We start from the raw sequence: 25,240 nt of genomic DNA on the forward strand, positions 1-25,240 counted from the left end.
GGCCCGGACCGGGCCCGCGCCGCCGCCCGCCGTCCCCAGGAGGGCCCTATGCCCCGCACCGCCCCGCGTATCTGCCCTCTCTGCGAAGCCACTTGCGGCCTCACCCTCACCATCGAGGGCACCACCGTCACCGGCGCCCGAGGCGACCGTGACGACATCTTCAGCCGCGGTTTCATCTGCCCCAAGGGCGCCGCCTTCGGTGCGCTCGACGCCGACCCCGACCGGCTGCGCACCCCCCTGGTCCGCCGCGGCGGCCAACTCCGGGAAGCCACGTGGGAAGAGGCCTACGACGCCATCGCCGCCGCCGTCCCCGCTCTCGTCCGGGAACACGGAGCCCAGTCGGCCGGTGTCGTCCTCGGGAATCCGAACGTCCACACCATGGCCGGCGCCCTCTACCCGCCGCTCCTGATCGGCGCGCTCGGCACCCGCAACCTCTTCACCGCCAGCACGCTCGACCAGATGCCCAAACACGTCTCCAGCGGGCTCCTGTTCGGCGACCCCTTCGCCATCCCCGTACCCGATCTGGACCACACCGACTTCCTGCTGCTGCTCGGCGCCAACCCGGTGGAGTCCAACGGCTCCCTCTGCACCGCGCCCGACTTCCCCGGCCGGCTCAAGGCCCTGCGGGCGCGCGGCGGCACCCTCGTCGTCGTCGACCCGCGCCGCACGCGCACCGCCCGGCTCGCCGACCGGCACCTCGCGCCGCGGCCCGGCAGCGACGCCCTGCTGCTGGCCGCGCTCGCGCACACCCTGCTGACGGAGAAGCTCGCGGATCCCGGCGTCCTGGCGGAACACATCGAGGGCCTCGGGGAACTCGCGGACGCGCTCGGGAGTTTCACCCCCGAGGCCGTCTCTCCCGCCTGCGACCTCCCGGCCGCCGAGATCCGCACCCTCGCCCGCGACCTCGCGGCCGCGCCGACCGCCGCCGTCTACGGGCGCATCGGCAGCTGCACCGTGGAGTACGGGACGCTCGCCAGCTGGCTGGTCGACGTACTCAACACCCTCACCGGCAACCTCGACCGTCCGGGCGGAGCCCTCTTCCCGCTCCCGGCGGCCGGCCCGCGGCCCCGCCCTGCCGGGCCCGGCCGGGGATTCGCCCTCGGCCGCTGGCACAGCCGGGTCAGCGGCCACCCCGAGGCCAAGAGCGAACTGCCCACTGCCGCCCTGGCCGAGGAGATCGAGACCCCCGGCGAGGGACGGATCCGGGCCGTGATCGCCATCGGCGCCAACCCCGTGCTGTCAGCCCCCGACGGCCGCCGGCTCGACGCCGCCCTCGCCGGTCTCGACTTCATGGTCAGCGTCGACCCGTACCTCAACGAGACCTCGCGCCACGCCCATGTCGTGCTGCCCCCGCCGCCGCCCTCCCAGAGCGCCCACCACGACTTCGCCTTCAACGGCTTCGCCATCCACAACCAGGTCCGCTACACCCGCCCCGCCGTCCCCCTCGAAGCGGACCGGCTCGACGAGTGCGAAATCCACGCCCGTCTCATCCTGGCCGTCTCCGGCATGCACGGCTCCGCCGAGCCCTCCGCCGTCGACGAGATGGCGATCCAGGGCGCCCTCACCAAAGAGACCGCCGACCCGCGCTCTCCGCTGCACGGAGCCGACCCGGCGCACCTCGCCGGCCTACTCACGGGCGAGAGCGGCCCGGAGCGACGGCTCGACCTGATGCTCCGACTCGGCCCGTACGGGGACCGGTTCGGCGCCGACGGGCCGACGGACGGCGACTCCGGGCGGCCCGCGCGGCAGGAGGGGCTCAGCCTGCGACGGCTGCTCGCGCACCCCCACGGCATCGACCTCGGCCCGCTGCGGCCCCGGCTCCCGGGCGTGCTGAGGACCCGCAGCGGCAGGATCGAGCTGCTCCCGGACCCGATAGCGGCCGAGCTCCCCAGGCTGCGCGCGGCACTCGCCGACCACCCCGCCGCCCTCGTGCTCGTGGGCCGCCGCCACCTGCGGTCCAACAACAGCTGGTTGCACAACGTCCCGGCCCTCGTCGGAGGTTCCAACCGCTGCACCCTCCAGGTCCACCCCGAGGACGCGGACCGGCTCGGCCTCGCCCACGGCGGCATGGCCCGCATCACCGCCGACGGCGGAAGCCTGGAGGTGCCGGTGGAGGTCACCGACGCCGTCCGCACCGGCGTGGTCAGCCTCCCGCACGGCTGGGGCCACGACCGGGCCGGCACCCGCCTCGCCGTGGCCTCCGCCGCGCCCGGAGTGAACGTGAACCAGCTGCTCGACGGCAGCCGGCTGGACCCCCTGTCCGGCACGGCGGTGCTCAACGGCTTCCCCGTCCAGCTGACACCCCTGCCCTGAGCTGGGCTTTTGCTCGTATTGCTCACGCGTGGACGTCTTGTTGGCATAAGGAGGAGGCACCTACGTTCCCTGCATGCTGACCTTCCTCGGCTTCGCCATGATCGCGACCTTCCTGGTTCTGATCATGCTGAAGAAAATGTCGCCCATCGCGGCGCTCGTGCTCATCCCCGCGCTCTTCTGCGTGTTCGCCGGAAAGGGCGCGCACCTGGGGGACTACGTCATCGACGGCGTCGGCAAGCTCGCCCCGACCGCCGCCATGCTGATGTTCGCCATCGTCTACTTCGGTGTGATGATCGACGTCGGCCTCTTCGATCCGATCGTGCGGGGCATCCTGCGCTTCTGCAAGGCCGACCCGATGCGTGTCGTGGTCGGCACGGCCGTCCTCGCCGCGATCGTCTCGCTCGACGGGGACGGCTCCACCACCTTCATGATCACCGTCTCGGCCATGTACCCGCTCTACAAGCGGCTCGGCATGAGCCTGGTGGTCATGACCGGCGTCGCGGCGACCGCCAACGGCGTCATGAACACCCTGCCCTGGGGCGGCCCCACCGCCCGCGCCGCCACCGCCCTCAAGCTCGACGCGGGCGACATCTTCGTCCCCATGATCCCCGCGCTGGCCGTCGGCCTGGTCTGCGTCTTCATCCTGTCCTACGTCCTGGGCCTCAGGGAGCGCCGCCGCGTCGGCGTCCTGGCCCTGCCGGGGCAGGAGCTCCTCGAGGAATCCCTGGTACCGGCCGGCTCGGGGGCGAAGGGTGGAGCAGCTGCCGCCCGCACCCGCAAGGGCGGCGCCGGCTCCACCCCTGTGGCCACCGGCTCCGCCGAGGACCGCACAGAACCCGCCGAATCCGCCGCATCACCCACCCCGCCGGAAAACGACGGTTTCCAGGGCCTCGACCCGAACCGCGCGACCCTGCGACCCCGCCTGTACTGGTTCAACGCCGGTCTGACCGTCGTCCTGCTCACCGCGATGATCATGGAGCTGCTGCCGATCCCGGTGCTGTTCCTCCTCGGCGCCGCCCTCGCCCTCACGGTCAACTTCCCCCACATGCCCGACCAGAAGGCCCGTATCGCCGCCCACGCGGACAACGTGCTCAACGTGGCCGGCATGGTCTTCGCCGCGGCCGTTTTCACCGGCGTCCTCACCGGCACCGGCATGGTCAAGCACATGGCGGACTGGCTGGTCGACGCGATTCCCGAGGGCATGGGCCCGCACATGGCCCTGGTCACGGGCCTGCTGAGCCTGCCCCTCACCTACTTCATGTCGAACGACGGCTTCTACTTCGGCGTCCTGCCGGTACTGGCCGAGGCCGGCGCCGCGCACGGGGTGTCCCCGCTGGAGATCGCCCGCGCCTCCCTGGTCGGCCAGGCCCTGCACATGTCCAGCCCGCTGGTTCCGGCTGTCTACGTCCTGGTCGGCATGGCCAAGGTCGAGTTCGGCGATCACACGCGATTCACCGTGAAATGGGCGGCTCTCACCTCCCTCGTCGTCCTCGCCGCAGGGATGCTTTTCGGCATCATCTGATGCCGTCCGCCCCTGGCGCCCGGAAAACTATCGCCGCTAGTTTGTAGGGTGTGGACGACGTCAGGTCTACGCGCTGGTGCGTGCTCGGGAGGAATGCCATGAAGGCCCACGACGGTATGTACATCGGCGGCGAGTGGCGGCCCGCCGCCGGACCCGGCCGGATCGAGGTCGTCAACCCGGCCGACGAGCAGGTCATCGCCGCGGTGCCGGCGGGCAACGCCGAGGACGTGGACGCGGCCGTACGAGCGGCCCGCGCGGCCTTCCCCGGCTGGGCGGCCACGGCGCCGGCCGACCGGGCGGCCCTGATCGGCGCCCTCCGTGATGTGCTGGCCGCCCGCAAGGGGGAGATCGCCGAGACCATCACCGCCGAGCTCGGCTCCCCGCTCGGCTTCGCGGAGGCGGTGCACGTCGGTTCGCCGATCGCGGTGGCCGCCTCGTACGCCGAGCTCGGGGCGTCGTACGCCTTCGAGGAGCGCATAGGGAACTCCACCGTGCTGATGGAGCCGGTCGGCGTGGTCGGGGCTATCACGCCCTGGAACTACCCGCTGCACCAGATCGTTGCCAAGGTGGCACCCGCTCTCGCCGCAGGCTGCACCATCGTCCTCAAGCCGGCCGAGGACACGCCGCTGACCGCACAGCTCTTCGCCGAAGCCGTGCACGAGGCGGGCATCCCGGCCGGAGTCTTCAACCTGGTGACCGGCACCGGCCCGGTCGCCGGTCAGGCGCTGGCCGAGCACGAGGGAGTGGACCTCGTCTCCTTCACCGGCTCGACCGCCGTCGGCAAGAAGATCGGCGCCATCGCCGGCGCCGCGATCAAGCGCGTCGCCCTCGAACTGGGCGGCAAGTCGGCCAACGTCATCCTGCCCGGGGCCGACCTGGCCAAGGCCGTCGCGGTCGGCGTGGGCCACGTCATGAACAACTCCGGCCAGAGCTGCAACGCGCTCACCCGCATGCTCGTCCACCGGGACCAGCACGAGGAGGCCGTCGCCCTCGCGGCCGCCGCCGTCGCCAAGTACCCCTCGGGCGACCCCCGCGACCCGGGCACCCGCCTGGGCCCGGTCGTCAACGCCACCCAGCGCGACCGCGTGCGCGCGTACATCGTCAAGGGCGTCGAGGAGGGCGCCCGCCTCGTCGCGGGCGGCCCCGACGCGCCCCACGACCGCGGGTACTTCGTCGCGCCGACCGTCTTCGCCGACGTCACTCCCGAGATGACCATCGCCCAGGAGGAGATCTTCGGCCCCGTGCTGGCGATCCTTCCCTACGAGGACCAGGACGACGCCCTGCGCATCGCCAACGGCACCGTCTACGGCCTGGGCGGCGCGGTGTGGGCGGCGGACGAGGAGACGGCCGTGGCCTTCGCCCGCCGCATGGACACCGGCCAGGTGGATGTCAACGGCGGCCGCTTCAACGTGCGCGCGCCCTTCGGTGGCTACAAGCAGTCGGGCGTCGGCCGGGAGCTCGGCCCGCACGGCCTGGGTGAGTACCTCCAGACCAAGTCCCTGCAGTTCTGACGCCTGACGCCCGAAACCCCTGAAGCCCGAAGCCGCACCGGAAGACACGGAGACGACGACCATGGTCCGCGCCGCCATCCTGCCCGCCGTCGGAGCCCCGCTGGAGATACGGGAGATCGTGCTGCCCGAGCCCGGCCCCGGGCAGGTCCGGGTGCGGCTCGCCGCAGCCGGGGTCTGCCACTCCGACCTCTCCCTCACCAACGGCACCATGCGGGTGCCCGTCCCCGCCGTCCTCGGCCACGAGGGCGCCGGGACGGTCCTCGCCGTCGGCGAGGGCGTCACCCACGTCACCCCCGGCGACGCGGTGGTGCTCAACTGGGCGCCGTCCTGCGGCGAGTGCCACCACTGCCTGATCGGCGAGGTGTGGCTCTGCGCCAAGGCCCTGGCCGGGGTCGGCGCCGTCTACGCCCACGACGCCGAGGGCGCCGAGCTGCACCCCGGGCTCAACGTCGCCGCTTTCGCGGAGGAGACCCTCGTCGCGGCGAACTGCGTGCTGCCCGCCCCCGAGGGGATCCCGCTCACGGAGGCGGCCCTGCTCGGCTGCGCCGTCCTCACCGGCTACGGCGCCGTCCACCACAGCGCCCAGGTCCGGCCGGGCGAGTCGGTGGCCGTGTTCGGCGTCGGCGGGGTCGGCCTGGCCGCCCTCCAGTCGGCCCGGATCGCCCAGGCCGGCCCGATCGTGGCCGTGGACGTCTCCCCGGCCAAGGAGGAACTGGCGCGGGCGGCCGGAGCCACCGACTTCGTGCTGGCCTCCGACACCACCGCCAAGCAGATCCGCGCGCTGACCGGCGGGCAGGGCGCGGACGTCGCCATCGAATGCGTCGGCCGCGCCGAGACCATCCGCGGCGCCTGGGAGTCCACCCGCCGCGGCGGCCGGACCACGGTCGTCGGCATCGGCGGCAAGGACCAGCAGGTCACCTTCCACGCGCTGGAGATCTTCCACTTCGCCCGCACCCTCACCGGCTGCGTCTACGGCAACAGCGACCCGGCCCGCGACCTTCCGGTGATCGCCGACCACGTCCGGGCCGGCCGCCTCGACCTCGGCGCCCTGGTCACCGACCGCATCACGCTCGACGGGATCCCGGCCGCCTTCGACGCCATGCTGGCGGGCAAGGGCGGACGCTCGCTGGTCGTCTTCTGACCGGCTGCCGCACAGACCGTCCACACCGCGCATCCGCCCAGTGGTGCGGCCCGACTAGACGTGGCCGCGCCGCTGGGCGCCTCCGTCACCGGGTGGGGCCGCCGCCTCCGTCACCGGGTGGGGCCGCCGCGCAGCGCCTCGTACTGGAGGGCCAGTCCGTCCAGGAGCGCCGTCAGGCCCGTCTCGAAGGCGCCCTCGTCCACCTCGCGCCGGCGCTCCGCCAGGAGGTGCGCCTGGCCCAGGTGCGGGTAGTCCGCCGGGTCGTACGCCGTCTCGTCGTCCACGAAACCACCGGCGAACGAGGCCACCGCCGAGCCCAGGATGAAGTACCGCATGAGCGCGCCGATCCGGGTCGCGTGGGCGGGCGGCCATCCCGCGGCCGTCATGGCGCCGAACACCGCGTCCGCCAGCCGCAGTCCGGCGGGCCTGCGCCCCGGGCCACGGGCCAGTACCGGCACGATGTGGGGATGGTCGGACAAGGCGTCCCGGTACGAATGCGCCCAGTCCCGCAACGCTCCCTGCCAGTCCTGGCCCCCGTCGAACATCGACAGGTCGACCCGCGCGCTCACCGCGTCCGCGACCGCCTCCAGGATCGCGTCCTTGGTCCGGAAGTGGTTGTACAGCGAAGGCCCGCTCACCCCGAGCGCCGCCGCCAGCCGCCGCGTCGACACCGCCTCCAGTCCCTCCGCGTCCACCAGCGCCCCCGCCACCTCGACGATGCGGTCTCTGCTGAGGAGGGGCTTGCGCGGTCTGGCCATGCGCCACATAGTAGGCCCTGCCCGCCAGAAACTACCGGCGCTAGTTAACAGCTGAACGACGGCCCCGGATCACACCCGGAGGGACCCCGTGAACCTGGAGCTCAGCGAGGAGCAGGCCGCGGTGCGCCGGCTCGCCCGCGCGTTCACCGAGCGCGAGATCACCCCGTACGCCGCCCAGTGGGACCGTGCCGAGAGCGTGGACCGCGGCATCGTGAAGAAGCTCGGCGACCTCGGTTTCCTCGGGCTCACCGTGCCCGAGGAGTACGGCGGCTCCGGCGGCGACCACCTCGCCTACGTGCTCGTCACCGAGGAACTCGGCCGCGGCGACTCCGCCGTGCGCGGCATCGTCTCCGTCTCCCTCGGCCTGGTCGCCAAGACCATCGCCGCCTGGGGCAACGAGGAGCAGAAGCGGGAGTGGCTGCCCCGACTGTGCTCCGGCGACGCACTCGGCTGCTTCGGCCTGACCGAGCCCGGCGCCGGCTCCGACGCGGGCAGCCTCACCGCGGGGGCGGTGCGCGAGGGGGACGCGTACGCCGTCAGCGGCAGCAAGATGTTCATCACCAACGGCACCTGGGCCGATGTCGTCCTCCTCTTCGCCCGCACCAACGACGCGCCCGGCCACCGCGGGGTCTCGGCCTTCCTCGTCCCCACCGACACCCCCGGTCTGACTCGCCGAGAGATCCACGGCAAACTCGGCCTGCGCGGCCAGGCCACCGCCGAACTCGCCCTCGACGGCGTCCGCGTACCCGCCGCCGCGATGCTCGGCCCCGAGGGCAAGGGCTTCTCCGTCGCCATGTCGGCCCTGGCCAAGGGGCGGATGTCGGTGGCCGCCGGCTGCGTCGGCATCGCCCAGGCCGCGCTGGACGCCGCCGTCTCCTACGCCGCCGACCGCGAACAGTTCGGCAAGCGCATCGCCCACCACCAGCTGGTCCAGGAGCTGATCGCCGACATCTCGGTCGACGTGGACGCGGCCCGGATGCTCACCTGGCGGGTCGCCGACCTCGTCGACCGCGGCCGGCCCTTCGCCACCGAGTCCTCCACCGCCAAGCTCTTCGCCTCCGAGGCCGCCGTGCGCGCCGCGAGCAACGCCCTCCAAGTGCACGGCGGCTACGGCTACATCGACGAGTACCCGGCCGGCAAACTCCTGCGCGACGCCCGCGTCATGACTCTGTACGAGGGCACCAGCCAGATCCAGAAACTGCTGATCGGCAGGGCCCTGACGGGAGTCTCCGCGTTCTGAGTACGTACGTGAGTACGCGCGCCCATGTGCGCCCGGCGGCCCCGCCCGATGCTGGAGCCATGAACGAGACACCGGTCAAGCAGCAGAACACCGGGGCGTACTACGGCCAGGCCGTCGCCTCCTTCGGCATCGCCATGGCCGCCGTGGCCCTGGGGATCTACAACCTGGACACCAACGGCTGGGTGCGCGCCTTCCTCGGCATCGCGGTGCTGTACCTGACCACCTCGGCCTTCACCCTCGCCAAGGTGGTGCGCGACCGGCAGGAGGTGACCCAGATCGTCAGCCGGGTCGACCAGGCCCGGATGGAGAAGCTCATGACGGGCTACGACCCCTTCGCGGCGAAGTCCGCCCCGCAGGAGCGCTAAGCGCTTGCTCACCCTCCGGTATGGTGTTCATTCCTACTGGGCGACGAGGGTGAGCGAGCGATGGACAGCGCGGCGCAGACCGATGGCTACCAGCCGTGGTCGGAGGTCACCCCCGACGCCGCGCGGCGGCTGCTCGTCGCGGCCGTCGATGCCTTCGCCGAGCGCGGGTACCACGCCACCACCACACGTGACATTGCGGGGCGGGCCGGTATGAGCCCGGCCGCGCTCTACATCCACTACAAGACCAAGGAAGAGCTCCTCCACCGGATCAGCCGCATAGGCCACGACAAGGCGCTGTGGATCCTGGAGAGCGCCGCCTCCGCCCCGGGGACCGCCGCCGAGCGGCTCGACGAGGCCGTACGGTCCTTCGTACGCTGGCACGCCGCGCATCACACCACCGCGCGCGTGGTCCAGTACGAGCTCGATGCTCTCGCTCCGGAGCACCGCTCCGAAATCGTCGCACTGCGCCGGAAGAGCGACGCCGCCGTGCGCCGCATCCTCGCCGACGGCGTGCGGGCAGGGGAGTTCGAGGTCCCCGACGTCCCCGGCACGACCCTCGCCGTGCTGTCCCTGTGCATCGACGTGGCCCGCTGGTTCAGCGTGGCAGGACAGCGCACGCCCGACGAGGTCGGCGCGCTCTACGCCGACCTCGTGCTCCGCATGGTGGGCGCCCGCCCGGCCGCCGCCCCCGGCGCCGCGCCGACCACCGCCCCGGCTCAGAAGTAGTAGCGGGACACCGACTCCGCCACGCACACCGGCTTCTCGCCGCCCTCGCGCTCGACGGCCACGGTCGCCGACACCTGGACGCCGCCGCCCGCCTCCGCCACCTCCGTGAGCACGGCCGTGGCGCGCAGCCGCGAACCGACGGGCACCGGCGCCGGGAAACGCACCTTGTTCAGGCCGTAGTTGACGCCCATCCTCATGCCCTCGACCCGCATGATCTGCGGCACCAGGCTCGGCAGCAGCGACAGCGTCAGGTAGCCGTGCGCGATGGTCGTGCCGAAGGGCCCGGAGGCCGCCCGCTCGGGGTCGACGTGGATCCACTGGTGGTCGCCGGTCGCGTCCGCGAACAGGTCGATCCGCTTCTGGTCCACCTCCAGCCATCCGCTGGGACCGAGTTGCTCGCCGATCGCGGCGCGCAGCTCCTCGGCGGAGGTGAAGATCCTCGGTTCGGCCATGCCCTGCCCCTGTCTTCCGGTGTCTGCCTGCCGTCTCAGCGCCGCAGATGAATAAGCGCTTGCTCAGCATGCTGGGCCCCACATGTGTGTGTCAACGGACGTCCGGCTACGCTCGGTCGGGTGCCGCAGATTCCCGAGAAAGTCCACGAACTCACCGTCGGCCAGCTGTCCGCGCGCAGCGGAGCGGCCGTATCGGCGCTCCACTTCTACGAGGCCAAGGGTCTGATCAGCAGCCGCCGCACCTCCGGAAACCAACGGCGCTACAGCCGTGACGCGCTGCGCCGGGTCGCCTTCGTGCGCGCCGCCCAGCGGGTCGGCATCCCGCTCGCCGGCATCCGCGACGCGCTGGCCCGACTTCCGGAAGGGCGCACCCCCACCCGCGAGGACTGGGCGCTGCTGTCCGAGAACTGGCGCGCCGAACTCGACAAGCGGATCGCTCAACTCAGCGTCCTGCGCGACAACTTGACCGACTGCATCGGCTGCGGCTGCCTTTCGCTGAAAACCTGCGCACTGTCGAACCCGGACGACGCCATCGGCGAGCGCATCACCGGCTCCAGACTCACGCAGTAGCCGCGCCCCCGGCGCCCCCGGTACTCCCGCCCGCGGCGTCGCCCGAAGTCTCCCGCACGGCGGCGGCCACCAGCTCGGCATTCGACCGGGCCGGCCGCCCGTCCGGCAGGTGAAGCACCTCTCCTACGCCGATCCGCGCGCCCACGCCGCACCGCACGGCCAGCCGCAGCACGGGCCACGCGGCCGCCTCCCGCCCGTACAGCACCAACGGCACCGGCGGCAGCCAGCGCAGCCCCGCCACCAGCGCCGGATCGGCCTCCGACAGCTCCGCCACCAGCCGCACCCGCGCGTGCTCCGGCGCCGCCCAGGCCAGGAACCGGGCCAGCGGCCGCGGCCCGGCCCCGCCGCCCAGCGGGACCACCGCGTCCACCCCCACCCCGCGGGCCAGCAGGCCCCGTCCCAGCTCGGCCGCGCCGGGATCCGCGAACCCCACCACGGCCCGGTCCGGCAGCACCGTCCAGGACCGCACCCGCACCAGCCGCCCCGCGGAATCCGGCTCGGCGGCGATGCTCGCCGACACCGTCAGAGGTACGCGGACCCCCGCGCCGCGCAACTCCTCCAGCAGCGGCCCGATCACGCGGGGCGAGAGGCTCTCCCGGCCGCACGGAGTCCGCGGGTGCACCAGCACCTCCCCGGCCCCGGCGGCGACGGCCGCGAGCGCCGACTCCGCCAGTGCCTGCGGGGACATCGGCACCGCCGCCCCGTCGGCGGCTCCGCGCGAACCGTTCAGCGAGACCTGGAGCAGCCCTCGCCGGCCGCCTCCGCCCACCGCGCCCGTTCCGGTACGCGCGTCCGTCCCGGTACTCGTACGCGCACCCGTACCGCTCACGCCGCGCCCGCCGAAGCCCGGTGCACCACCGCCGAGTCCGCCAGGGCCGGTCTCGGCACCACGATCCCGCAGCCCGCGCACACCGGCCCGTCCCACGCCCAGGCCCCGGCCGCCCAGGCACCCGGCCCCGAGAGCGCCGCCGGCCAGTGCAGATCCCGCTCCCCGCACACCGGGCACGCCGTCCCCGGCTCCGACTCCAGCGCCCTCACCAGCCGCCGCAACACCTCGCCCAGCGTCCCCTCCGGCCGCACCCCCGGATCGGCGCACCGCACCACCGCGTCCCCGCTGCCGCCCCACGCCCACTCCGGGCGGCGCACCCCGTCGTGCTTCTCCCGTCTGCGCCGCGCCGCGAACTGCCGCTCGTACTCCAGCCAGACCGCCCGCGCGTCCTCCAACTCCTCGAGCGCCGCGACCAGCCGCAGCGGATCGGCCCCCCGGTCCTCCGGAGCGATCCCGTGCCGGTCGCACAGGTGCCACCACGTCGCCCTGTGCCCGTACGGCGCGAACCGCTCCAGGCAGCGACGCAGCGAATGACGCCGCAGGGCCCGGTCGTTGCGCGCGTCCCGTACCTGGTAAGCCAGACTCCGAAAACCTGCCATCGCACCTTCACCTCCGCAGAGCCCCCGTTCACACCTGTGCCCGTCCACTCCTTCGAACGAAGCAGCCGAACCCGACGTGCCCAACATGCCCTGCCGGATGCGGGCGCATGCGGGGGCGGTCGAGGCGTGCCGGTGGCACATGGCCGGAACTCAGCGCCCCATGCGCCCCGCGGCGACCACGACCCGGGCCAGTTCCTCGTGGCAGATGTCGCTGTGCGCCCCCGACGGCGCTCCGCCGCGGCGCACCACGGAACTCGCGTCCACGCTGACGCAACCGGCCCCCGGCAGTCCACCGGCCAAGGCCGCGTCGAGGCTCAGCCGCGGCGCGCCCGGCACGGCCCGCACCCCGTCGTGCCCGATCGCGCCCCACCGCTCGTCGAAGCCCAGCAGACCGGCCGAATCACCCGCCATCCGGGAGGCCAGCGGATAGAACAGCCCGAGCGAGGAGTCGTGGGAGGAGTGGCAGGCCACCACCGGGCCGTCCACCCTGCGCTGGAGCCCCCGCAGGGCGCCGCCGCGGCGCGTGTCGTGGGGGAGACGCTCGCTGAACGCGTAGTGGGAGAAGGCCCCTTGCAGCAGTGTCAGCGATTTCAGGTGCCGCGAGCCGTCCGGCACGGCGCGCAGCGAGAAGGACACCACCCGGGCCCCGAAGCTGTGTCCGACCAGGTGGATCCGCAGGGCCGGCCGGCGCCCCGCAAGGTCTGTCAGTACGGGGCCGAGGCCGCGCTCGCCGACCACGCCGGCCCGCTTCTTCATCTCGTAGTACGTCGCCTGGCGCAGCAGTTCCTTCGCACCGTCCCACAGGGCGCGCCGAGTTCCACCGACGGGCGCGAGACCCGGATCCGCCGACGCGGCCGACGCCTGGACCTGGGCCGACGCCTGGGCCGACGCCTGGGCCAGCGCGTCGGCGAGGGCCTGGCAGACCGTCAGGACGTCCTCGGCGAAGAGGGCCGGCACCTCCCGGGCGGCTGCCGAGGCCGCCGTGCCCGCCGTGCCCGCGACGTCGGCCTCGGCCAGTTCCCGTACCAACGCCCCGAACTCGGCGAAGGCCGCCACCGAATCCGGCCGTTCCGCAAGCAGTTCGGCGACCCGGTCCAGCTCGGCCTCCCGGCCCGGCCAGAACTCCCCGAGCGCCCGCCGCGTGCCGGGGTCCAGCGCCGGCCCGTCGTCCGTCCCGGAGTCCGGCCCGGGAAGGGCGCCGCGCGCCGCCTCGAAGTCCGGTATCGGCTCGTCGGAGAACCGGATCGACGGCCATACGACCCCGACGTACCCGAGCCGCACCCCTGACCCCACCAGTCCCGGGAAGGGAGCGAAGAACCGGTCGTAGAGCCGCGTGGCCGCGGACCGATCGCTGTTCCAGCCGTGCGCGAAGACCAGCAGATCGGTCGCCTCGATCCGGGCCACCGCCTCCCGCGTCGCCGGGTCCACATCGCCCTGGGCGTCGAAGGTCAGCTCCCGGTACGGCCCGACCCCGATCCCGACCCCGACCCCGACTCCGACCCCGAATCCGATGTCCGTCATGACGTCCCCCTCCGCGCCGTACCGACCGGTGCGTGCAGCATCTCGCCGCGAGGGCCACCCGGCCAGCCCCGCGGCAGCACCGGATCGAAGGCACGCCAGGACCGAGAAACAGGACCGAGAAACAGGACCCAGAAACAGGACCCAGATACAGGGACCCTGAACAGGACCCGGCCCAGGACCCGGATCAGGGGTACAGCAGGTACCCCTCCCGGACCCCCGCGAACCGCGCCAGCCCCGCCGCCCAGTCGCCCGCGATCTCCTCCACGCCCGCCCCCGCGTCCACCATCGTCCGTACCCGGTCCGACCCGGTCAGCCGGTCGATCCAGTGGTCCGCCCGCCACGCGAAGCCGCCGCACACCCTTCGCGCCGTGACCAGCAGCCCGATCCCCGCCCGCACCGGATCGAAGGCCTCCCGGTCGTGCACGACGAGCCGCACGCCACCGCAGACCTTGCCGGCGTGCTTGGAGAAGGCGGGCGTGAAGTACGCCTCCCGGAACCAGACCCCGGGCAGCCCCAGCGCGTTCGCTGCCTCCGCCCACCGCCGGTCGACGCCCTCCGCGCCCACCACCTCGAAGGGCGTGGTCGTACCCCGGCCCTCGGACAGGTTCGTCCCCTCGAACAGACAGGTGCCCGCGTATGCGAGTGCCGTGTCCGGCGTCGGCATGTTCGGGCTCGGCGGCACCCAGGGCAGCCCCGTCGCTCCGAAGAAGGACTCGCGCCGCCACCCCGACATGCGTACGGTGCGCAGCCGCACCGGTCCCCGGGGGAAGGACGCACCGGTCAGGAACTCGCCGTTGAACAGCAGAGCCAGCTCGGCCGCCGTCATCCCGTGCGCGAGCGCGATCGGCTCCCGGCCGACGAAGCTGGCGTACGGCCGCTCCAGCACCGGCCCGGCCGCCCGGCGGCCGCCCACCGGGTTCGGCCGGTCCAGCACCACCACGGCCTTGCCGGCCAGCGCCGCCGCGCGCATGCAGTCGTAGAGGGTCCAGACGTAGGTGTAGAAGCGCGCCCCGACGTCCTGGATGTCGAAGACGACCGTGTCGATGCCGGCCGCCGTGAACAGGTCCGCGAGCCGCTGCCCGCTCTTGTCGTACGTGTCGTACACCGGCAGACCGGTCGCCGGGTCCCGCGAGGAGCCCTCCGAACCGCCCGCCTGCGCCGTTCCGCGAAATCCGTGCTCCGGCCCGAACACCGCGACCAGGTCGACCCGTTCGTCCGCGTGCAGTACGTCGACCAGGTGGCGGGCGTCGGCGGTGATCCCGGTGGGGTTGGTGACGACGCCGACCCGCTGTCCGGCGAGCACCGCGTACCCGTCGGCGGCGAGGCGCTCGAAGCCGGTCCGCACGCGGTCGGCCCGCTGCGCGCCCGCGGCCGGGACCGTCCCCAGGGCGCCGACAGCCCCCGCAGCGCCGACAGCCCCCACAGCACCCATGGTTCCCGCCAGTCCCAGCACCCCGCGTCGCGACAGCGTCATGCGGCCACGCTAGGTGCCGCACCCCTTCCGTACCGACATACCGACTGGTTAGTCTGCCGGGGACCGAGTCGCGGTCAGTGACGAAAGGTGATCCCCGTGAGCGTGTACCAGGACCAGCGAGTCGTCGTCACCGGAGCGGGCGGCGGCATCGGCGCGGCCCTCGCGCATCGCTTCGCCGCCGAGGGCGCGACGGTGGTCGTCAACGACCTCGACCCCGCCAGGGCCGCCTCCGTGGCGGGCGCGATCGGGGCGCGCGCGATCGCCGTGCCGGGAGACGCGTCGACGATCGCGGCCGAGGCGCGTGAGGCCCTCGGCGGGGCGGTGGACGTGTACTGCGCCAACGCCGGACTCGCCTCGGGCGGCGACGCGTTCGTGGACGAGGCCGTCTGGGAGGCGGCCTGGGACACCAACGTCATGGCACATGTCCGCGCGGCCCGGACGCTGCTGCCCGACTGGCTGGAGCGCGGGAGCGGGCGTTTCGTGTCCACCGTCTCCGCCGCCGGCCTGCTGACCATGATCGGAGCGGCACCGTACAGTGTCACCAAGCACAGTGCACTCGCCTTCGCGGAATGGCTCTCGCTGACCTACCGCCACCGCGGTGTCCAGGTCCATGCCATCTGCCCGCAGGGTGTGCGCACCGACATGCTGACCGCCGCGGGCTCGGCGGGCGAACTCGTCCTGGCGCCGACCGCGATCGAGCCGGAAGCGGTCGTGGACGCGCTGTTCGACGGCATGGAGAAAGGCCGGTTCTTGATCCTCCCGCACCCCGAGGTGGCGGACTACTACGCCTCCCGCGCGACCGACCCCGACCGCTGGCTGAGCGGCATGAACCACCTCCAGCAGAAGTGGGAGTCGTCGTGACCGCCGCCCCCCTGACCGCACCGGACCCCGCCCCGGACATCGACGCCGGGTCCGGATCCCGGTACGCCGCGCGGCCCTGGCTGCGGCAGCTGAGTGCGGCCCAGCGCGCCCCGGTCGCGCCGCCGCCCAGCGTGCTGCACGCCTTCCGCGCCGCCGTGGCGCGCGCCCCCGAGCGCCCGGCCCTCGCGTACTTCGACGGCCGGATCGCCTACGCCGAGGCCGACGCCCTCTCCGACTCCCTCGCCGGTCACCTCGCCGCGCGGGGCATCGGCCGCGGCGACCGGGTCGCGGTCATGCTGCAGAACACCCCGGACCTCGTCCTCGCCGTGCTGGCCGCCTGGAAGGCCGGGGCGGTGGTCGTCCCGCTCAACCCGATGTACAAGTCGGCCGAGGCCGCGCACATCCTGCGCGACTCGGGCGCCGCCGGACTGCTCTGCGAGGGCCGCGCCTGGGCGGCGTACCTGCGCGAGACGGTGCGGGGGACCGGCGTACGGGTCATCCTGACCGCCGATGACCTGGACTTCCAGACGCGCGACGACCCCCGCGTCCTCACCCGGCATACGGCCGACCCCGCCGCGGACCCCCTGGCCGCCCCGGATGCCGCCGACCTCGCCACCGTGGCCCGCCAGGGCCATACCGCGCCACCCGACCCCGGCCTGACCGCCACCGACACCGCCCTCATCAGCTACACCTCCGGCACCTCGGGCACCCCCAAGGGAGCCGTGAACCCGCACGGCGCGCTCACCTACAACGCAATGCGACAGGTCACAGGTCACCCTGTACCCGAGGGCGCCACCTACTTCGCCCTCGCCCCCCTCTTCCACATCACCGGCATGGTCTGCGAGCTCACCGCCTGCTTCACCAACGCCGGAACCCTCGCCCTCGCCCACCGCTTCGACGCCGGCACCGTCCTGGACGCCTTCCTCGAACACCGCCCCGCCTACACCATCGGACCGGCCACCGCCTTCATGGCCCTCGCCGCCCACCCCGCCGCCACCCCGGACCACTTCGCCTCCTTCCGGGTGATCTCCTCCGGCGGCGCCCCGCTCCCTCCCGCGCTCGTCGAACGCCTCCGCGCCACCTTCGGCTTCTACCTCCGCAACGGCTACGGCCTCACCGAGTGCACCGCCCCCTGCGCCTCCGTCCCCGCCCACCTCGAAGCCCCCGTCGACCCCGTCTCCGGCACCCTCTCGGTCGGCGTCCCGGGCGCGGAGACCGTCGTCCGGATCCTCGACGAGCACGGCGCCGAGCTGCCCTTCGGCGAGACCGGCGAGATAGCCGTCCGCGGCCCGCAGGTCGTGCCCGGCTACTGGGGGCTGCCCATCGAGAGCGCCGAGGCCTTCCCGGACGGCGAACTGCGCACCGGCGACGTCGGGTTCATGGACGCCGTCGGCTGGCTCTACGTGGTCGACCGCAAGAAGGACATGATCAACGCCTCCGGCTTCAAGGTCTGGCCGCGCGAGGTGGAGGACGTGCTCTACACCCACCCCGCCGTACGGGAGGCGGCCGTGGTCGGGGTCCCGGACCCGTACCGCGGGGAGAGCGTCAAGGCGTACGTGAGCCTGCGCCCGGGGGCCTCGGTGGAGCCGGCCGAACTGTCCGCGTACTGCGCCGAGCGCATCGCCGCGTACAAGTACCCGCGCCAGGTGGAGATCCTGCCTGTCCTTCCCCAGACGACGAGTGGCAAGATCCTGCGACGGCAACTGCGCGAACGCGGCTGAAAACAGTCGGACAGTCGTACAGCGCAGCAGGTAGGGATCAGGAAAGGAAGGCGAGCGCCATGGCCGCCAGGACCACCACGGAGCCCGCGGGCGACAACCGGGAGACCCCGGTGCCGCAGCGGCTGCTGGCCGTGGCCACCAGGCTGTTCGCCGAACGCGGCTACGACCGCACCTCCGTCCAGGAGATCGTCGAGGCCGCCGGGGTCACCAAGGGAGCGCTCTACCACTACTTCGGGTCCAAGGACGACCTGCTGCACGAGGTGTACGCGCGCATGCTGCGCCTCCAGCAGCAGCGCCTCGACGCGGTGGCCGGATCCGACGCCCCCGTGGAGGAGCGGCTGCGCGCCGCGGCCGCCGACGTGGTGGTCACCACGATCGAGAACCTCGACGACGCGATGATCTTCTTCCGCTCGATGCACCAGCTCAGCCCGGAGAAGTACAAGCAGGTGCGGGCGGAGCGCAGGCGCTACCACGAGCGCTTCCGGGCGCTGGTCGAGGAAGGGCAGCGCACCGGCGTGTTCGCCACGGCCACCCCCGCAGACCTGGTGGTGGACTACTACTTCGGCTCCGTCCACCACCTGTCCACCTGGTACCGCACCGACGGGCCGCTCACCCCGCAGCAGGTCGCCGACCACCTCGCGGACCTGCTGCTGCGCTCCCTGCGGCCGTAGGGAGCGCCTCGGCGCCCCGGCCTCTCACACCCGCGCCAGCGCGGGGTAGTCGGTGTAGCCCTCCGCCCCGTGCACGTGCATCAGGAACTCCGGCCGGAGCTCGTTCAGCGGGGCGCCCGTACGCAGCCGCTCCACGAAATCCGGGTTGGCGAGGAAGCCGCGGCCCAGCGCGACCAGGTCGGCCCCCGCCGCCAGCAGGCGTTCGGCGCTTCGCTTCCCGCCGTCGGCGGCGACCTCCTCGCGCGAGAGCCGGGGGTTGGCGATCAGGGTGCCCGGCCAGGCCCGGCGGATCCGCGCGAAGAGGGGCCGGTCCGGATCGGCGTACACCTGGTGCAGGTAGACCGGGCCGAGATCCGCCAGGGCCTTGATCAGCGCCGGGTAGATCTCCTCGGTGTCGCCCTCCTCGACGGCATTGACGTTCAGCCCGGGGGAGATCCGTACGCCGACCCGCTCCGGGCCGATGGCCTCGGCGACCGCCCGCACCACCTCGACGGTGAACCGGATCCGCCCCTCCGCCGAACCGCCCCACTCGTCGGTGCGGCGGTTGGTGTTGTCCGCGAGGAACTGGTGGAGCAGATGGCCGTTGGCGGAGTGCACCTCCACACCGGCGAAGCCCGCCTCGACGGCGGCCCGGGCCGCGGCGGCGAAGTCGGCGACGGTGGACCTGATGTCCTCGGCCGTCATCTCCCGGGGTACGACGGCGTCCTGGAGTCCGCCGGGGGTGTGCAGCGGTTCCGGGAAGCGGACCGCGGAGGGGGCGAGCGGGATGTGGCCGCTGGTGTCCGGATGGCCGACCCGGCCACCGTGCTGGAGCTGCAGGAACATCCGGCCGCCCGCGGCGCTCACCGCGCCGGTGACCCGGCGCCAGCCGGCGATCTGCGCCGGGGTGTGGATGCCGGGGATGCGGGGGTACGTCTGGCCGACGGCGTTCGGCGTGGTGGCCTCGGCGATGATCAGACCGGCCGTGGCGCGCTGCGCGTAGTAGGCGGCCATGAGTTCGCCCGGGACGCCGTCGGCCCCGGCGCGGTTGCGCGTCAGCGGCGCCATGACCAGGCGGCTGGGGAGCTCCAGGCCGCCGAGGCGGGCGGATTCGAAGAGACGGGATGCGGCGGTGGAGACCTGCTCTGTGTGCGTCATGCCGGTACCGTAAAACCTGACACTGATGTCAGATTCAAGGGCTGCTGAGGGAGTCGAGGTGGGGCATGCGGATCGGTGAACTGGCGGCGCGCACCGGGGTGGGTGAGCGTTCGCTGCGCTACTACGAACAGCAGGGTCTGCTGGCTTGCGACCGGACGCCCGGAGGGCACCGGGACTTCCCCGAGCGGGCCGTCGACCGCGTCATCCGCATCCAGGAGCTCTACGCGGCCGGACTGCACAGCTCGAAGATCGCCCAGATCCTGCCGTGCATGCGGGACGAGGACGGCGGCCCGTCGGTGCGCGCCACTGCGCGACTGGTGGCCGAACTGGCCGCCGAGCGGGACCGGATCGACCGGATGATCGGCGACCTGGTCCGCTCCCGCGACGTGCTGGACGAGGTCATCGACGCGGCGGCGGGCCGGCTCGGCGTCGCTTGACCGACCCCCCGCCCGGAACCGCGGTCCGGGGTCGACACCGGACCGCGGGTCCGGGCGGGGTGCCCGTCAGCGGTACTTCTTCAGCTCCCGGTGAGCCAGGGAACGCTGGTGCACCTCGTCCGGTCCGTCGGCCAGCCGCAGCGTCCGCGCCGCGGCCCACAGCTCGGCCAGCGGGAAGTCCTGGCTCACCCCGCCCGCGCCGTGCAACTGCACCGCCTGGTCCAGGATCCCGACGACCGCGCGCGGGGTCGCGATCTTGATGGCCTGGATCTCGGTGTGCGCACCCCGGTTCCCGACCGTGTCCATCAGCCAAGCCGTCTTCAGCACCAGCAGCCTCAACTGCTCCACGGTCACCCGTGCGTCCGCGATCCAGTTCTGCACGACCCCCTGCGCGGCCAGTTCCTTGCCGAAGGCGGTACGTCCCACCGCGCGCCGGCACATCAGCTCGATCGCCCGCTCCGCCATGCCGATCAGCCGCATGCAGTGGTGGATGCGCCCCGGGCCGAGCCGGGCCTGGGCGATGGCGAAACCGCTGCCCTCCTCGCCGATCAGGTTCGCGGCGGGCACGCGTACACCGTCAAATGTCACCTCGGCATGTCCACCGTGATCGTGGTCCGCGTACCCGTACACCGTCATCGCCCGGCGCACCTCCACCCCCGGGGTGTCGCGCGGCACCAGGATCATCGACTGCTGGCGTCGCGGATCGGCGCCGTCCGGATCGGTCTTGCCCATGACGATGAAGATCTTGCAGTCCGGGTTCATCGCCCCGGAGATGAACCACTTGCGCCCGGTGACCACGTACTCGTCACCGTCCGCGGACCTCTCGATCCGCGTCTCGATGTTCGTCGCGTCCGAAGAGGCCACTTCGGGCTCGGTCATCGCGAAGGCCGAGCGGATCTCGCCGGCCAGCAGCGGCTCCAGCCACTGCTTCTTCTGCGCCTCGGTGGCGAACTGCGCCAACAGCTCCATGTTCCCTGTGTCCGGCGCCGCGCAGTTGGTCGCCATCGGCGCCAGGTGCGGACTACGGCCGGTGATCTCGGCGAGCGGCGCGTACTGGAGGTTGGTCAGCCCGGCGCCGGCCCCGGCCGACCCGTGCTGGTCCACGAAGAAGAGGTTCCAGAGCCCCTGGCGGCGCGCCTCGGCCTTCAGCTCACCGAAGACGGCCGGGGTGTCCCAGGGCGAGGCCAGCCGCGCGCGCTGCTCGGCGGCGACGGTTTCCGCCGGGTAGACGTACTCCTCCATGAACGCGAGCAGCCGCTCGCGGAGTTCCTCGGTCCGGGTGTCGAATGCGAAATCCATGGGGGAGTGCCTCAGCCTTCCTGGAGTTCCTGCAGAGTGGTCAGACCGTGCTCGATGAAGACCGGCACCAGCTCGCCGATCCGGTCGAAACCCGCGCCGACGGTCTGCCCGAGCGTCCAGCGGTAGTGGATGCCTTCGAGGATCACCGCGAGTTTGAACCAGGCGAAGGCCGTGTACCAGGCGATCGCACCGGTGTCCCGGCCGGAGCGGACGGCGTAGCGCTCGATCAGCTCGGCGGGCGCGGGATGGCCCGGCGCTCCGCTCGTCGTGCTCACCGGCGAATCGCTCAGCCCGAGGTCGGAGCTGTACATCACCAGCAGGCCGAGGTCGGTCAGCGGATCGCCCAGTGTGGACATCTCCCAGTCCAGCACCGCCCGGATCGTGTCGTCCGGCCCGCCGATGAGTACGTTGTCCAGCCGGAAGTCCCCGTGCACCACGGTCGGCGTGGGGGAGGCGGGCAGCGCCCGGCCGAGCGCGCCGTGCAGTTCGTCGATGCCGGAGAGCTCCCGGCCCCGGGAGGCCGCGAGCTGCTTGCCCCAGCGGCGCAACTGCCGGTCGAGGAAGCCCTCGGGCCGGCCGAAGTCGCCCAGGCCGACCGCCTGCGGGTCCACCGCGTGCAGGTCGACGAGGGTGTCCACCAGGCCGAGCGCCGCCCGCCGGGTGCGCTCGGCGCCGATCCCGGCGAGCTGGCCCGCCGTCCGGTACGGGACCCCGTCCACGTGCTCCATCACGTAGAACGGCGACCCCAGCACGGACTCGTCCTCACACAGCAGCAGCGGCTCGGGCACCGGTACGGCCGTCCCGTGCAGGGCCGCGATCACCCGGTGCTCGCGCCGCATGTCGTGCGCGGTGGCCAGGACGTGGCCGAGCGGTGGCCGACGCACCACCCACCGGGCGGAGCCGTCGGTGACCGCGTACGTGAGGTTCGACCGGCCTCCTTCGATCAACCGGCCGCTCAGCGCCCCGGTCACGAGCCCGGGTCGCACGCTGTCGAGATGGCCGCGCAGCCGCTCCAGATCGAGACCCCGGGGGTCGGGTGAGGCTGAGGTCATGGTGCGCACCTCCGTGCGGAGTTGACGAGGGTCGAGCAAAGCGAGATCAAGAAGGCCAAGGGAGTGCGGGACTGTCGCCAGCCATCATGCCGACCAGTCGGTATGCCGTCCAGAGTGCACGCTGAAAGAGCACCTTTCACCCTGCAATGTCACGCGTGACAGAGAATCGGCGTCCCGCGATTCATCACCGTCATGTCCTTCAGCACGGCCAGGATGTCCAGGGGTGCCCCCTCCGGCTCCCCGGCCAGCTCCGCGTACGCCCGGTGCAGGTTCGCCACGAGCCGCTCGCTCTCCCGCCAGGCCGCGAACTCGCCCAGGTCCGCCCGGCGCGCACTCTCCAGCGGGGTGAGCCCCTCCGCCCGCCCGACGAGGGCGAGTTCGGCCACGTACCGCAGATAGCGCTCGGTCGCCTCGTACGCCGACGCGTCGGTCAGCGGCCCGTGGCCCGGTACGACGGTCTCCGCGCCCAGCGAGCGCAACAGCTCCAGCGCCCGCAGCGACCCGGACAGCGAACCCATCGCCAGGAACGGCGTGCCCTCGGCGAAGACGAGGTCCCCCGTGAACACGACCCGCTGCCGGGGCAGCCACACGATCGAGTCACCGGTGGTGTGCGCGACGCCCGGGTGCAGGATCTGGACCTCGCACTCCGTGCAGGGTCATCCGGTCGCTGTACGTGAGACCGGGCGCGGTGATCTCTATCGTGCCGAAGTCGGTGGCCGGCCAGATCATCTCCAGCTGGTGCCCGGCGGCGAGCTGCTCGGCCCGCGCGTTGTCGTGCCCCAGGATCAGCGCCTCGGGGATGAAGACGCCGTTGCCGTAGGTGTGGTCGCCGTGGTGGTGGGTGTTGACCACCGTCCGGGGCAGCGGCACCCCGGCCGCCACGACGGCCTCGCGGAGCGCCCGCGCCCGCCGCTCGGTGGCGGCGGTGTCGACGAGCAGCGTGTGGCCGCCGTCGCTCACGAAGCCGGCGTTGTTCAGGCACCAGCCCCCGTCCGGCTGGACGTAGGCGTACACCCCGGGCGCGGGCTGGACGAGGTACGGCTCTTCGACGGTCATCCGCGCTCTCCCCGGGCTGCTGTGACAGGCGGTCAGCATCCTGTCAGGCGGGGCGGCGCCGGGGGAGAGGGGGGTGACGCGGGGGTGACGCCGTCGGGCGGCGTCAGTGGTCGTCGTAGTGGCCGTCGTGCTCCGCGTGCCGGTGCCCGTCGTGCAGGTAGTCGAGGTGGTCGCCGTGCGGCACCGCGGCGTGCCCGCACTGCGTGCCGTGCGCGTGGTCGTGGCGCGCGTGCGGGCTGTGCGCAGAGGGCTCGCACTCGTCCCAGTGCCCCGAGTGCTGCCGGTGCAGGTGGCCGTCGTGCGCGTAGTCCACGTGATCGCCGTGCGGGACCGCCTGATGTCCGCAGTCGGGGCCGTGCGCGTGCGCGTGCGCGGGGTGCTCGTGGTGCAAGGTCGTCATGGCGCAGAGAATCTCATGCGGATCGCCCCGTTTCGCCCGAAACGCTCCGCGAGGTCCGAGCTCGTGTCGGCTCAGAAGACCATCGCCACCGCGAGCACCGCCAGCGCCACCGTGCACAGCACCGCCCCCAGCGCTGACCGCGGGTTCAGAGCCGGAGGCCTGTTCGCGGCGAGCGCCCGTATCCGCCGGTGCGCCACCCACAGGAAGGCCATCCAGGTCAGCGCAACCGCCGCCGCCCCGGCGACCTCCCCAGGCGACCCGGACCCGCTCAGCGCCTGCCGCAGCGCCAGCACGGCCACGACCGAGCAGGCCAGTGTCGTACGCCGCCACGCCAGCCGGGTCCGCTCGGGCTGAAGCCCCGCATCGCGCCCCGCGGCGGAATCACTCACCGCCGCGCGTCCAGCCCAGCAGCACGACCACCACCATCACGACGGCGACCAGCCCGACCCCCAGGCTCAGCACTACCGGGAACCGCGACAGCGGCAGATCCTCGCCCTGCCGCATCGCCCGCTCGCACCGTACCCAGTGGTTCACCGCCCGCAGCGCGCACGCCGCCCCCACCACCAGCAGGGCGACGGCCATCCCGACCCGCACCGCCCACCGCAGGTCGGGCAGGAACTGGTCCACCGCGAAACCGCCGCCCACCAGGGCCAGCGCGGTCCGGATCCAGGCCAGGAAGGTCCGCTCGTTGGCGAGGGAGAACCGATAGTCCGGGATCTCGCCCCCGTCCCGCAGCCGCTGCGGTGCGAACCACAGGCGCACGTCCTTGACGAAGTCGATCATCCGCCCAATCTACGGCGAACCGCCCGCCGCGTCGGGGACCGGGGTCGTCGGGACCGGACCCGGACCGGCTGCGCGGGCGGGTCGCCGACGGCGTGGCCGGACACCCCGTAGCTAGCTGCCGGCGAGGGCTATCGTCATCACGGTGACCGCGGCCATCGCCGCCTGCATGTCGCGCACGGCGGCGCGCACGCTCTCGCCCGCCCATTGCCCGGCGGCGACCTCCGCCATGCGTGCGGCAATCTCCTTGCGGGGGCTGTCGGGGAAGGCCAGGCGGTGCAGCTTGGCCGAGTGGATCAGCGTGATGAGGCCCGCTGTCCGTATGTCCGGCTCGGCGCCGTCCACCACGACGGCCCGGAGCCGGTCCCGCAGTTCGCTCTCGACCGCGCCGTCGGCCTCCGGGTAACGGCGTACGGGGAACACGCCGAGCGCCCTGTGCTTCTCCTCCACGACCACCCCGCGCCCGCACAGGCTCTCCAGAGTCGCGGCGACGGCCTTGGGCTGGTCCTTCGTCAGCCACTCCGTCACCCGGCGCTTGCCGCGACCCCGCAGCCAGGTCTCGATCAGCGCCGTCCGACTGTCGAGCAGCTGGTCCCCGGTCGGAGCCGTGTCGGTCAGTTCCAGGTACTTGCCCGCGACGGCAACCCGCCCGGCCAGCACCAGCTCGAGCAGGATTCCCCCCGCCACTGCCCAGCCGGCGGCTTGCCTCTGCTTCGCCGAGCCGGACTCGTCGTCCAGCGACAGCAGCATGATCTCCTCGGCCAGTGTGATCGCCATACCCGTTACCCCCGTACGCTCAGTGACC

At 72.9% G+C, this 25,240-nt stretch carries 25 protein-coding genes and 1 pseudogene; 12 read left to right on the forward strand and 14 right to left on the reverse strand.

What is annotated here, in order from left to right; genetic code table 11:
* Positions 1-48 precede the first annotated feature (48 nt).
* The 4 genes from ACWDYJ_RS23075 to ACWDYJ_RS23090 all read left to right on the forward strand — a co-directional run bounded on the left by ACWDYJ_RS23075 (position 49) and on the right by ACWDYJ_RS23090 (position 6,487).
* The gene (locus ACWDYJ_RS23075) at positions 49-2,313 is read left to right on the forward strand and encodes a molybdopterin-dependent oxidoreductase (protein WP_451567532.1); all 2,265 of its coding nucleotides are present in this window, start codon (positions 49-51) and stop codon (positions 2,311-2,313) included.
* Between the two features lie 73 nt (positions 2,314-2,386).
* Entirely contained in the window at positions 2,387-3,835 is a 1,449-nt protein-coding gene (locus ACWDYJ_RS23080; protein ID WP_451567481.1) for a CitMHS family transporter, read from the forward strand.
* A 98-nt stretch (positions 3,836-3,933) separates the two neighbouring features.
* A complete protein-coding gene (locus ACWDYJ_RS23085; protein ID WP_451567482.1) occupies positions 3,934-5,346 on the forward strand; it encodes an aldehyde dehydrogenase family protein in 1,413 nt (470 codons plus the stop codon).
* A 61-nt stretch (positions 5,347-5,407) separates the two neighbouring features.
* A complete protein-coding gene (locus ACWDYJ_RS23090) occupies positions 5,408-6,487 on the forward strand; it encodes a Zn-dependent alcohol dehydrogenase (protein ID WP_451567483.1) in 1,080 nt (359 codons plus the stop codon).
* A gap of 110 nt (positions 6,488-6,597) precedes the next feature.
* On the opposite strand, the gene ACWDYJ_RS23095 is transcribed toward ACWDYJ_RS23090, so the two are convergent.
* Positions 6,598-7,245, reverse strand: a complete 648-nt coding sequence (locus tag ACWDYJ_RS23095) for a TetR/AcrR family transcriptional regulator (RefSeq protein ID WP_451567484.1) — start codon at positions 7,243-7,245, stop codon at positions 6,598-6,600.
* Between the two features lie 88 nt (positions 7,246-7,333).
* Here ACWDYJ_RS23095 and ACWDYJ_RS23100 point away from each other — a divergent pair, with 88 nt between their 5' ends.
* Genes ACWDYJ_RS23100 through ACWDYJ_RS23110 form a run of 3 tightly spaced genes read left to right on the forward strand, consistent with a single transcriptional unit; the run spans position 7,334 to position 9,576 of the window.
* Positions 7,334-8,485, forward strand: coding sequence for an acyl-CoA dehydrogenase family protein (locus ACWDYJ_RS23100; RefSeq protein ID WP_451567485.1), 1,152 nt, complete (start codon positions 7,334-7,336; stop codon positions 8,483-8,485).
* A 59-nt stretch (positions 8,486-8,544) separates the two neighbouring features.
* The gene (locus ACWDYJ_RS23105; protein ID WP_451567486.1) at positions 8,545-8,850 is read left to right on the forward strand and encodes a YiaA/YiaB family inner membrane protein; all 306 of its coding nucleotides are present in this window, start codon (positions 8,545-8,547) and stop codon (positions 8,848-8,850) included.
* Positions 8,851-8,910: 60 nt separating this feature from the next.
* Complete coding sequence (locus ACWDYJ_RS23110; RefSeq protein WP_451567487.1) at positions 8,911-9,576, forward strand: TetR/AcrR family transcriptional regulator; 666 nt, start codon at positions 8,911-8,913, stop codon at positions 9,574-9,576.
* Here ACWDYJ_RS23110 and ACWDYJ_RS23115 read toward each other — a convergent pair.
* On the reverse strand, positions 9,567-10,028 hold the full coding sequence (locus tag ACWDYJ_RS23115) for a MaoC family dehydratase (RefSeq protein ID WP_451567488.1): 462 nt from the start codon (positions 10,026-10,028) through the stop codon (positions 9,567-9,569). The two genes, ACWDYJ_RS23110 and ACWDYJ_RS23115, sit on opposite strands and share 10 nt — an antisense overlap.
* A gap of 120 nt (positions 10,029-10,148) precedes the next feature.
* Between ACWDYJ_RS23115 and soxR the strand changes: the two genes are divergently transcribed.
* Complete coding sequence (soxR, locus tag ACWDYJ_RS23120; RefSeq protein WP_451567489.1) at positions 10,149-10,598, forward strand: redox-sensitive transcriptional activator SoxR; 450 nt, start codon at positions 10,149-10,151, stop codon at positions 10,596-10,598.
* On the opposite strand, the gene ACWDYJ_RS23125 is transcribed toward soxR, so the two are convergent.
* The 4 genes from ACWDYJ_RS23125 to ACWDYJ_RS23140 form a co-directional block, all read right to left on the reverse strand.
* A complete protein-coding gene (locus ACWDYJ_RS23125) occupies positions 10,588-11,427 on the reverse strand; it encodes a 3-keto-5-aminohexanoate cleavage protein (protein ID WP_451567490.1) in 840 nt (279 codons plus the stop codon). The genes soxR and ACWDYJ_RS23125 overlap by 11 nt on opposite strands.
* Positions 11,424-12,026: a hypothetical protein gene (locus tag ACWDYJ_RS23130; protein ID WP_451567491.1), complete on the reverse strand. Its 603-nt coding sequence runs from the start codon at positions 12,024-12,026 to the stop codon at positions 11,424-11,426. Before ACWDYJ_RS23130 ends, ACWDYJ_RS23125 begins: the two co-directional genes overlap by 4 nt.
* A 150-nt stretch (positions 12,027-12,176) precedes the next feature.
* Positions 12,177-13,547 carry a serine-threonine protein kinase gene (locus ACWDYJ_RS23135; protein WP_451567492.1) on the reverse strand — a complete coding sequence of 457 codons (1,371 nt, stop codon included), beginning with the start codon at positions 13,545-13,547 and terminating at the stop codon, positions 12,177-12,179.
* Between the two features lie 184 nt (positions 13,548-13,731).
* Entirely contained in the window at positions 13,732-15,021 is a 1,290-nt protein-coding gene (locus tag ACWDYJ_RS23140; protein WP_451567493.1) for an exo-beta-N-acetylmuramidase NamZ family protein, read from the reverse strand.
* 87 nt (positions 15,022-15,108) lie between these two features.
* On the opposite strand from ACWDYJ_RS23140, the gene ACWDYJ_RS23145 reads away from it, so the two are divergent.
* Genes ACWDYJ_RS23145 through ACWDYJ_RS23155 form a run of 3 tightly spaced genes read left to right on the forward strand, consistent with a single transcriptional unit; the run spans position 15,109 to position 18,274 of the window.
* Positions 15,109-15,882, forward strand: coding sequence for an SDR family oxidoreductase (locus ACWDYJ_RS23145; protein WP_451567494.1), 774 nt, complete (start codon positions 15,109-15,111; stop codon positions 15,880-15,882).
* Positions 15,879-17,603 carry a class I adenylate-forming enzyme family protein gene (locus ACWDYJ_RS23150; RefSeq protein ID WP_451567495.1) on the forward strand — a complete coding sequence of 575 codons (1,725 nt, stop codon included), beginning with the start codon at positions 15,879-15,881 and terminating at the stop codon, positions 17,601-17,603. The genes ACWDYJ_RS23145 and ACWDYJ_RS23150 overlap by 4 nt, the downstream gene beginning before the upstream one ends.
* A 59-nt stretch (positions 17,604-17,662) precedes the next feature.
* A complete protein-coding gene (locus ACWDYJ_RS23155; protein ID WP_451567496.1) occupies positions 17,663-18,274 on the forward strand; it encodes a TetR/AcrR family transcriptional regulator in 612 nt (203 codons plus the stop codon).
* 24 nt (positions 18,275-18,298) lie between these two features.
* Here the strand turns inward: ACWDYJ_RS23155 and ACWDYJ_RS23160 are convergent, their stop codons facing one another.
* On the reverse strand, positions 18,299-19,411 hold the full coding sequence (locus ACWDYJ_RS23160; protein ID WP_451567497.1) for an alkene reductase: 1,113 nt from the start codon (positions 19,409-19,411) through the stop codon (positions 18,299-18,301).
* Between the two features lie 65 nt (positions 19,412-19,476).
* On the opposite strand from ACWDYJ_RS23160, the gene ACWDYJ_RS23165 reads away from it, so the two are divergent.
* A complete protein-coding gene (locus ACWDYJ_RS23165) occupies positions 19,477-19,848 on the forward strand; it encodes a MerR family transcriptional regulator (RefSeq protein WP_451567498.1) in 372 nt (123 codons plus the stop codon).
* Positions 19,849-19,914: 66 nt separating this feature from the next.
* Here ACWDYJ_RS23165 and ACWDYJ_RS23170 read toward each other — a convergent pair whose 3' ends face one another.
* The 7 genes and pseudogenes from ACWDYJ_RS23170 to ACWDYJ_RS23200 form a co-directional block, all read right to left on the reverse strand.
* A complete protein-coding gene (locus ACWDYJ_RS23170) occupies positions 19,915-21,147 on the reverse strand; it encodes an acyl-CoA dehydrogenase family protein (protein ID WP_451567499.1) in 1,233 nt (410 codons plus the stop codon).
* A gap of 11 nt (positions 21,148-21,158) precedes the next feature.
* Complete coding sequence (locus tag ACWDYJ_RS23175; protein ID WP_451567500.1) at positions 21,159-22,199, reverse strand: phosphotransferase family protein; 1,041 nt, start codon at positions 22,197-22,199, stop codon at positions 21,159-21,161.
* Positions 22,200-22,348: 149 nt separating this feature from the next.
* A pseudogene (locus ACWDYJ_RS23180) lies at positions 22,349-23,255 on the reverse strand (MBL fold metallo-hydrolase).
* 103 nt (positions 23,256-23,358) lie between these two features.
* Complete coding sequence (locus ACWDYJ_RS23185) at positions 23,359-23,655, reverse strand: hypothetical protein (RefSeq protein WP_451567501.1); 297 nt, start codon at positions 23,653-23,655, stop codon at positions 23,359-23,361.
* A 71-nt stretch (positions 23,656-23,726) separates the two neighbouring features.
* The gene (locus ACWDYJ_RS23190; protein WP_451567502.1) at positions 23,727-24,044 is read right to left on the reverse strand and encodes a DUF202 domain-containing protein; all 318 of its coding nucleotides are present in this window, start codon (positions 24,042-24,044) and stop codon (positions 23,727-23,729) included.
* A complete protein-coding gene (locus tag ACWDYJ_RS23195; protein WP_451567503.1) occupies positions 24,037-24,438 on the reverse strand; it encodes a YidH family protein in 402 nt (133 codons plus the stop codon). Before ACWDYJ_RS23195 ends, ACWDYJ_RS23190 begins: the two co-directional genes overlap by 8 nt.
* A gap of 111 nt (positions 24,439-24,549) precedes the next feature.
* Complete coding sequence (locus ACWDYJ_RS23200; protein ID WP_451567504.1) at positions 24,550-25,212, reverse strand: GOLPH3/VPS74 family protein; 663 nt, start codon at positions 25,210-25,212, stop codon at positions 24,550-24,552.
* Positions 25,213-25,240 lie beyond the last annotated feature (28 nt).

It is taken from the genome of Streptomyces sp. NPDC003042 (assembly GCF_053591315.1).